The sequence below is a fragment of the Bartonella sp. AC62GZZY genome (assembly GCF_042196525.1).
In the GTDB taxonomy this organism is placed as follows: domain Bacteria; phylum Pseudomonadota; class Alphaproteobacteria; order Rhizobiales; family Rhizobiaceae; genus Bartonella.
In genome coordinates this window covers 1-549 of sequence record NZ_JBHIQN010000099.1, presented here as the reverse complement: position 1 = coordinate 549, position 549 = coordinate 1, and the positions used below count along the sequence as shown (strand labels likewise).

Genomic DNA, 549 nt, shown 5'->3' with positions numbered 1-549 from the left:
CCAAACAAGAGAAAGCTGCTTTTTATCAAACATTCTGCTGCTTTTTATTTTGGGGAGATCTGTTTTAAGGCAATATCACGTTCATTTAGCACGCATTTCAGTTCCTTTTTCACGCGACAATAAAGCCTCGCACGCTTGATAAACAGGTAATAAATGACAACGATTGGCGCCCATATTAAAACATTTAAGAGCGTAAAGAACAGGAAAGAAATGGCTATTAATGTTATAAGACTACTCGTCATTTTGTCCCCCTTCCATATTCTGCATACGCATTGCCTGATCGCGTTGTTGTATCGCTTCTTCCAATTGTGGAAGTATTTTGTTCAATTTTCTCGTTAATTTTATGCACATGATCCCAATGATCGGAAAAAAGAGAAGAAGCCCAAACCATAGAATACTCAACAGCTGCATGATAAAGGCAACATTATCATTCTTCCACCATACCAAATTTGCGACAGAGAAAGCAGATTGTAAAACAGAAAAGAGAATAAGGATAAAAAGAATTATTTTACATTCTTTTGAATAAAGAGGCAGAGATTCTTTGAAGTT

The 549-nt window shown here is 36.1% G+C and carries 1 pseudogene; it reads right to left on the bottom strand.

From position 1 onward, the window contains the following. Positions 1–231: 231 nt before the first annotated feature. Positions 232–549 (bottom strand): annotated as a pseudogene (locus ACFIML_RS09375) (hypothetical protein); the annotation flags it as partial.